This is a genomic window from Microcoleus sp. T3_B1 (assembly GCF_036700445.1).
Classification (GTDB): Bacteria; Cyanobacteriota; Cyanobacteriia; order Cyanobacteriales; family Microcoleaceae; genus Microcoleus.
The window spans coordinates 1-7,820 of the sequence record NZ_JAUBOX010000153.1 but is presented as its reverse complement, the minus strand read 5'-3'; the positions used below and the strand labels follow the sequence as shown (position 1 = coordinate 7,820).

7 protein-coding genes are annotated in these 7,820 nt (G+C 45.4%); 2 read left to right on the top strand and 5 right to left on the bottom strand.

Going from position 1 to position 7,820, the window contains the following annotated elements:
• Positions 1 to 116 precede the first annotated feature (116 nt).
• Positions 117 to 1,235, top strand: coding sequence for a tocopherol cyclase family protein (locus tag QT990_RS34945; RefSeq protein ID WP_333144930.1), 1,119 nt, complete (start codon positions 117 to 119; stop codon positions 1,233 to 1,235).
• A 123-nt stretch (positions 1,236 to 1,358) separates the two neighbouring features.
• Entirely contained in the window at positions 1,359 to 1,874 is a 516-nt protein-coding gene (locus tag QT990_RS34940) for a plastocyanin/azurin family copper-binding protein (protein ID WP_445252074.1), read from the top strand.
• Between the two features lie 70 nt (positions 1,875 to 1,944).
• Here QT990_RS34940 and clpS read toward each other — a convergent pair whose 3' ends face one another.
• The 5 genes from clpS to QT990_RS34915 form a co-directional block, all read right to left on the bottom strand.
• Positions 1,945 to 2,238 carry an ATP-dependent Clp protease adapter ClpS gene (gene clpS, locus QT990_RS34935; protein WP_006633998.1) on the bottom strand — a complete coding sequence of 98 codons (294 nt, stop codon included), beginning with the start codon at positions 2,236 to 2,238 and terminating at the stop codon, positions 1,945 to 1,947.
• Between the two features lie 440 nt (positions 2,239 to 2,678).
• The gene (gene adhE, locus QT990_RS34930; protein WP_333466360.1) at positions 2,679 to 5,312 is read right to left on the bottom strand and encodes a bifunctional acetaldehyde-CoA/alcohol dehydrogenase; all 2,634 of its coding nucleotides are present in this window, start codon (positions 5,310 to 5,312) and stop codon (positions 2,679 to 2,681) included.
• A 136-nt stretch (positions 5,313 to 5,448) separates the two neighbouring features.
• A complete protein-coding gene (locus QT990_RS34925; protein ID WP_333144932.1) occupies positions 5,449 to 6,699 on the bottom strand; it encodes a transposase in 1,251 nt (416 codons plus the stop codon).
• A 246-nt stretch (positions 6,700 to 6,945) separates the two neighbouring features.
• Positions 6,946 to 7,686, bottom strand: coding sequence for a pyruvate formate-lyase-activating protein (gene pflA / locus QT990_RS34920; RefSeq protein WP_333144933.1), 741 nt, complete (start codon positions 7,684 to 7,686; stop codon positions 6,946 to 6,948).
• On the bottom strand, positions 7,638 to 7,820 hold a 183-nt coding region (locus tag QT990_RS34915), incomplete at its 5' end, for a hypothetical protein (protein WP_333466359.1). The genes QT990_RS34915 and pflA, both read right to left, overlap by 49 nt.

Genomic DNA, 7,820 nt, shown 5'->3' with positions numbered 1-7,820 from the left:
AAGAAGGAAGAAGGAAGAAGGAAGAAGGAAGAAGGAAGAAGGAAGAAGGAAGAAGGAAGAAGGAAGAAGGAAGAAACAGTTATCCGTGAATTCCCTGTCATGCTATTGGTAATTCTATGTCAAATTCACTCTCAAAACTCAAAACTATTGAAACTCCCCACAGTGGCTACCACTGGGACGGCAGTTCCCGCCGCTTTTTTGAAGGCTGGTACTACCGAATAACATTACCGATTCACGGACAATCCTTTGCATTCATGTATTCCATCGAAGACCCCAGAGGCGGTCAACCTTACAGTGGCGGTGCAGCTCAAATTCTCGGCCCGAAAGATAGCTATTTGTGCCGCACCTTGCCCGATGTAAATAAGTTTTGGGCGCACCGAGAAGGCTTGGCTTTCGGACATTGGGGCCGAACAGATTTACAAATTAAACCCCAATATTTAGATCCGCAAGTATTCGACAGCCGCGTCGAAGAAGGCTATCAAGCTACTGCTACTTTGAATCAAGGTTATTTGCACGATCCGGGAAGCGGCAGCCACTGTTTTTGGCAGTACGAAATTAAACCTATTTATGGCTGGGGAAACTCTGAGGAAATCCAGAAATCTACGGCGGGAATGGTATCTTTTCTACCCATATTTGAACCGGGATGGCAAATTTTAATGGCTCACGGTTTAGCCACGGGCTGGATCGATTGGAATGACGAACGCTACGAATTTAAAGATGCTCCTGCTTACAGCGAAAAAAACTGGGGCGGTGCTTTTCCGCAAAAGTGGTTTTGGGTTAATTGCAATTGTTTTCAAGGCGAAAAGGATTTAGCTTTAACTGCTGGCGGCGGCAAGCGGGGCGTGCTGTGGTGGATGGAATCGGTAGCAATGATTTGTCTGCATTACCGAGGCAAATTTTACGAATTTGTGCCTTGGAATTCACAAGTTAGTTGGACTATTGAACCTTGGGGAAGCTGGAAAATGCAGGCGAGAAACAGTCAGTTTGAAGTTGAGTTAATTGGCACTACAAACAGTCCTGGTACTTATCTGCGAGCTCCTACAGAAAAAGGTCTGGCTTTTTGCTGCCGGGATACGACGCACGGCGAATTGCGCTTGCAACTGCGAGAGTTGTTGGGGGGAAATGTGGAAAAAAATGGCAAGCAGCGTTCTAGAATTATCTTAGAGGCTCAAAGTTCTTTATCGGGTTTGGAAGTTGGGGGCGGGCCTTGGGATGAAGTTTGGCGATCGAATTAAGTCATTAGTCAGTAGTCATTAGTCATTAGTCAGTAGTCAGTAGTCAGTTGTCAGTTGTCAGTTGTCATTAGTCAGTAGTCAGTTGTCAGTTGTCAGTTGTCAGTTGTCAGTTAATAGTTAACAGTGGTCAGAACAGCCACGATCAATTTACTCGGTTTGCAATTAGGTAAATTCTACCGCAGCCAGGGGTTACAAAAAACTTTCAAGGTTATTTTGGGACTAATTTTATGTTTGAGCACAATCTTGATGCCGGCGGCAATTGCTAGGGCTGCCGGTGATTTGTCTCGCCAACCTGTCACCGAAATTACTGTTAGTTTGGGTAACGAAGCTGGGGAACTCAAATTCTTTCCCAATTTGCTAGAATTTGAATCGGGCAAGCGCTATAAATTAGTTCTAAAAAATCCCAGTTCGCAGAAACATTATTTTACTGCTAAAAGCTTTGCTGATGCGAGTTGGACTCAAAAAGTTGAAGCTGGGAAAGTGGAAATTAAAGGAGCGATTCACGAATTGGAACTTAAACCGGGCGCTATGGCAGAATGGGTGTTTGTGCCGATGAAATCGGGAACCTACAACCTGCGCTGTACGGTAGCCGGACATACAGAGGCGGGGATGATTGGCAAAATTACGATCGCCTCTTAAATCCCAATCTCCGTTCAATTTCAGATGAATTACCGAAAATCGATCGAACTTTCGGCCCTCTAGACACTTTTTAAGTAGACTCTAGCGGAGCCATTGTCAGTCCAGCACGGCTCAATTGCATATGATAAAGTTCTGCTTGCTCTTGTGGGCCAACCCAGACGGTGGCCTGGCCTTCGTGGTGGATTTGGTTGGCGAGTTTCCAAGCTTGATCGCTTGTCATCCCTGGAATGTATTTGGTCAAACATTCCACAACGTGCTGGAATGTGTTGAAATCGTCGTTGAGGACTATTACCCGATAGTTGGGATAAGGTTTGCGGGTAACTTGACTCGATCGAACGGGTGCTATGGTTGGTGAAGAGGTCATCGCGCGAACAGCCACTGAAACTACAGAAGTCGTAAAATAGTTACCTGTAACATCATAACACAATTTCACACTTTTTCATCAACCTCTACTTGGTATTTTGATCCGCTTCGGGGTTTATTTTCAGCGCCGGGCCCGGCGTTAGATTTCTCCAGAAAGTCTTGTGGGGAGTAGGGGTTAGGTCATTAGTGTCAACAATCGCCTAAAACCCTTGATAAATATCGCTTTTATCTGAGTCTAGATCCCCCTAAATCCCCCTAAAAAAGGGGGACGAAAGATCGGACTCTTGTTCCCCCCTTTTTAAGGGGGGCTAGGGGGGATCTGGCCCTAATCGTCAAACAACATTCTGTGACTGGGTTTGACGTTAAGTTGACACCCATCGGGTTAAGCATCCTGCCCCCCATTGACAGGCTTTTGAGGAGAAATCTCTTGCACCGCGCCGATTAAACTACAGTTAACACTCGATCGACCTCAGAAGTGTCGCCGCTGTGAGAGTAGGCTTGCACCAGAAGTTGCTTTAAATCTTCAATCAGCGGATAGCGGGGGTTCGCTCCGGTACACTGATCGTCAAAAGCGTGATCCGCCATTTCCTCAACGCGAGCAAAAAAGAAATCATCGCTCATTCCCTGACTGGCGATCGCCTCCTGAATCGTGCTAGGAAGCTCTACCTCACGCTTGAGATTTTCCACCGCTTCGATCAACTTCTCAACTTTCTCATCTTCTGTATCGCCGCCCAAATTCAGATAGTCCGCAATTCGAGCATAACGCCACTTGCTGTTAGGATACTTGTTTTGAGAAAAAATCGCTTGTTTGAACGGAACATCCGTTGCATTGTAGCGAATTACGTGAGAAATCATCAGCGCATTCGCTAAACCGTGAGGGACGTGGCAAGTTGCACCTAATTGGTGAGCCACTGAGTGACAAACCCCCAGAAAAGAGTTGGCAAATGCCATCCCGGCCATCGTAGCAGCATAATGTACTTTCTCCCGCGCTTTCGGATCGTTAGCACCATTTTTGTAAGCGCTGGGCAGGTATTTAAACAGCAAACGAATCGCTTCTAAAGCCAAACCATTTGTATACTCAGAAGCCAACACAGAAACATAAGCTTCTAAAGCGTGGGTTAGCGCATCAATGCCACCGTAAGCAGTCAGTTTTCGGGGCATATTCAGCGTAAGTTCTGGATCGACGATCGCCATATTCGGAGTCAGAGCATAATCTGCAAGCGGATACTTAATCCCCGATCGTTCATCCGTAACAACCGCAAAAGGCGTGACTTCCGAACCCGTTCCCGAAGTAGTTGGAATTGCCACCATAGTTGCCTTTGAACCCAAAGGCGGCAGTTCGTATACCCGCTTGCGGATATCCATAAACCGCATCGCCAATCCTTCAAACTCAATTTCTGGATGCTCATACATCAGCCACATTACTTTAGCAGCATCCATCGGCGAGCCACCACCAAAGGCAATAATCGCATCTGGATGGAAACTATTGCAGATTTCTAAACCTTTGCGAACAGTAGCAAGCGAAGGATCGGGTTCCACATCGTAAAATGTGTAGTGATCGATGCCGATTTCTTCCAAACTATCTGTGACTTCCTTAGTCAATCCCAATTCAAACAAAGGTTTATCCGTCACGATCAAAGCACGTTTCTTACCTGCAAGATCCCTCAAAGCTACAGGAAGACAACCCGACTTAAAATAAATCTTGGGAGGAATGCGGAACCAGAGCATATTCTCGCGCCGTTCTGCTACGGTTTTGATATTCAGCAGGTGATGGGGTGTCACGTTGACAGAAATCGAATTATCGCCCCAGCTACCACAACCGAGGGTAAGGGAGGGATCGAGGCGGAAATTGTACAAATCGCCGATCGCACCTTGAGAAGAAGGCGTATTAATCAGCACCCGCGAAGTCTCTAGTTTGCTTTCAAAATAACGAATGTGCTTCTGATTGTGCGGAGCCGTGTAGAGTACAGAAGTATGTCCGTGTCCGCCAAAAATTATCAGCGCTTCAGCTTTGTCTACTGCTTCAGTAAAGTCCTTGGCGCGATACATAGCGAGAATCGGCGAAAGTTTTTCACAAGCAAAGGGTTCTTCTTTACCTACCCCCTCAACTTCTCCAATCAAAACCCTGATGTTTGACGGCACTGTAAAACCAGCAATCTGCGCCACTTTTTGCACCGATTGTCCGACAATTTCGGCATTCAAGCGACCATCAATTAAGATTACCTGCCGCACTTTTTCCCGTTCTTCAGCATTGAGGAAATAAGCACCGCGCTTGATGAATTCCAGTTGCACTGCATCGTACACCTCATCCACAACAACCACCGATTGTTCCGAAGCACAAATCGTGCCGTTGTCGAAAGTTTTGCTCAGCAAAATTGAGCTGACAGCCATTTGGATGTGGGCGGTTTCATCGATGATGGCGGGAGTATTTCCCGCGCCGACACCGAGGGACGGATGCCCTGAAGAGTAGGCAGCTTTTACCATTCCCGGCCCGCCAGTTGCCAAAATTAGTTTGATATCGCGGTGCTGCATCAAAGCTTGGGAAAGCGGCACAGTGGGCTCATCAATCCACCCAATAATATCCGGTGGTGCTCCTGCGGCTACTGCAGCATCGAGGATGATTTTTGCCGCCGCAGCCGTGCAGGATTTGGCGCGGGGATGGGGCGAAAATATAATGCCATTTCTCGTCTTGAGCACGATTAAAGACTTAAAGATGGTGGTGGAAGTCGGGTTAGTTACAGGAACGATTCCCGCCAGCACTCCCACGGGTTCGGCAATGCGTTCGTAGCCAAAATGCCGATCGGACTCGATGATACCGCAAGTCTTGTCGTTTTTGTATTTGTTGTAAATCATTTCCGAGGCAAAATGATTTTTGATTGCCTTATCTTCGATGACTCCCATTCCCGATTCTTTGACTGCTGCCTTGGCTAAGGGAATGCGGGCGGCATTAGCGGCTAAAGCTGCTTGCTTGAATATGCGATCGACTTGTTCTTGAGTGTAGGTGGCAAATTCAGCTTGGGCTGCTTTCACTTTTTGAATTAGGACTTCTAATTCTTCTAAATTGGTAACTTTCATGTTGTTTTTACTGATGTTTATTTCGGGAAAATTATTGCCTCAATCTTTGATTGGTAGGGAACCTGCTGATGAACGCAGATCATTTCAAGATTGTGGGTGACTTTTGACACTCCCCAGCCTGAAGGCATGGGGATTCTTAAGACCATAATTTAAGTCTTAAAGGCGCTGACAACTCGCCTCTACTGATTCCGCTTAGATCAAGTCCAAGCATCACCGCTACTTTTCTACCAATGTTGCCACAAGCATTGCAATCTGCATTAATTAGCCAGCCTTGCGCCGTTCGGTACAAACCACGTTTAATCCGCGTGCCAATTGGAAGCCACCCTTCGGGTTTTTCGCCGAAAGTAGGTAGCAAATCACGATCAACAAAAGAAGCTTTTGACGAATAAGATTCTTCCGTTTCAACGAACCTCAAGCCATACTGCTCACAGAGTTGAGCAATTCTATCTTTCAGTCTGCCCGTAGGGATTTGCACAAACTTTTGATTAGTTTTGCTTCCCATGTTGGCAGAATTTTTTTGTCCCTTATTCCAACCGAATACAACCGTTCCTATCCGATTTTTCAAGCAGTGCTTAATTACCTTCCTTGCTGCCTTGTTAACGGCATCTCGCATCTGACGATTCCGTCTTTCGGTCAAGCTGGCAAGCCTTTTAGACCAATAGCCATTAACTTTTCCCTTCATGAGAAATGCAACTCGTCTGTTGTATCCCTGGTTAAGCGACTTTAAAAGCTTGCCATCGACGATAAAACTTGTACCGACATTGCTCACGCAAGTTAACCAGTTATCTACGCCGTGGTCGATCATTAAGCACTTAGCAGGGTCTATATCTGCCTGGACATTGGTCGTTGTGTAGACAAACTCTAGGTAGAAACAGCCGTTCCGGGGAAGTATGCGATATTCCCGAATCGCTTTGAAATCAAGATTAGAAGGCATCGGAAGGAAAAACGCATCTAGACCGAACCACGCTTTAACCTTGCTACCCAAAGGGAATCTCAACATTCCGTCGTTGAGTTTTACCGACCTACCTGTAAATGTCACAAGTGCCATTCCGCCTTGACGATATTTCGGTAGCTTCGGACGTTCCGTAATTACGCCATTTTTAAAAGCCTTTAGTAATCCCATAAATGACTTAAAAGACTCTGCTACGCCCGTCAGAATTTGTTGAGCAGTATCAGAGTAGAACGCTTGATAGTGTCGGTTTCGGTTTTCCGTCCCCAAAACTTTGTGCAACTGAGCACGGTTTGGGATTTTACCAGTTTTAAAGTATAGCTGGCGGGCATAGTAAGTCCCACAATTAGAAAGTTTTGCAGATTCAGAACACAGGTATTCAATAATAGCTTGAATATCTGAATCAACTCGAATTAAATTTTGTTGACAGCCCAACATGAGTCATCCTCTTTGTTGTCATATAATCATACAGCAAAAACTCGAAAAACTTCCTGAATAAACGTTTATTTTTTCGGATTCAGGAATCTGAATTTGCAATTATTGAAGAACATTGCAAAGCTGTAGCTAGAACTAAAACTGATGTACTTAGAGAGAATTAATCAGGAGCCTCAAGGTTAAGGGAAAGCCGTCCTAAAAGGACGGGGCTTCAGACCCAATTTTTTGGTGAACGCGGTCTTTTAATTATTATATACCGCTAGCTCCGATCGCATTTAGCCCGCGACTGCGAAAAATATCAACAGTTTGTTGCACGAGTTCCGGTGAAGCGGGAGGTGTATCCTTGAGTTCGTAATCAAATTTTAATTGTTCCCATTTGTATTCTCCCATTTTATGAAATGGTAATACTTCTACTTTTTCCACATTGTTCAGATTGGCAATAAACTCCGCTAGTTTTTCTACGTTTTCGATGTGATCGGTGAGGTGAGGAACGAGAACAAATCGAATCCACGTCGGTTTGCCAATTTCGCTGAGATATTTTGCCATTGCTAAAGTAGGCTCGATCGAAACGTTGGTGACTTTGTAATACAGTTCGGGAATGTAGGATTTAATGTCCAATAAAACCAAATCTGCCATTTCTAGCACCGGTTTAGCAACTTCTAAAACACAGAAGCCTGATGTGTCCAGGGCTGTATGCAAGCCCATTTGATGACAGCGGGTAAAGATTTCTCTGACAAAATCCGGCTGCATCAACGGTTCGCCGCCGCTGACTGTAACGCCTCCTTTCCGCAGGTAAGATTTACATTTTGTAATTTGTTCGATTAAATAATCGACTGTTACTTCTTTACCATCGTGGGAATTGCGACAGTCGGGATTGTGACAGTAAAGACAGCGTAACGGACAGCCTTGGGTGAAGACGATAAACCGGATTCCGGGGCCGTCTACAGTACCAAATGTTTCGATTGAATGAATGCGACCAATTCCAGACATTTAATTTGCTGTTTGTTGGTAAGGATTTTGAGAGTAGGGATGATATCATTTCCGGTAACACCGGAATGATGTTGACTGTTGACTGTTGACTGTTGACTGTTGACTGTTGACTGTTGACTGTTGACTGTTGACTG

What these genes read in the sequence shown, in the direction of transcription:
- QT990_RS34945 (WP_333144930.1), top strand. Translation starts at nt 117, where the DNA reads ATGTCAAATTCACTCTCAAAACTCAAAACTATTGAAACTCCCCACAGT.
- clpS (WP_006633998.1), bottom strand. Translation starts at nt 2,238, where the DNA reads ATGACCTCTTCACCAACCATAGCACCCGTTCGATCGAGTCAAGTTACC.
- adhE (WP_333466360.1), bottom strand. Translation starts at nt 5,312, where the DNA reads ATGAAAGTTACCAATTTAGAAGAATTAGAAGTCCTAATTCAAAAAGTG.
- QT990_RS34925 (WP_333144932.1), bottom strand. Translation starts at nt 6,699, where the DNA reads ATGTTGGGCTGTCAACAAAATTTAATTCGAGTTGATTCAGATATTCAA.
- pflA (WP_333144933.1), bottom strand. Translation starts at nt 7,686, where the DNA reads ATGTCTGGAATTGGTCGCATTCATTCAATCGAAACATTTGGTACTGTA.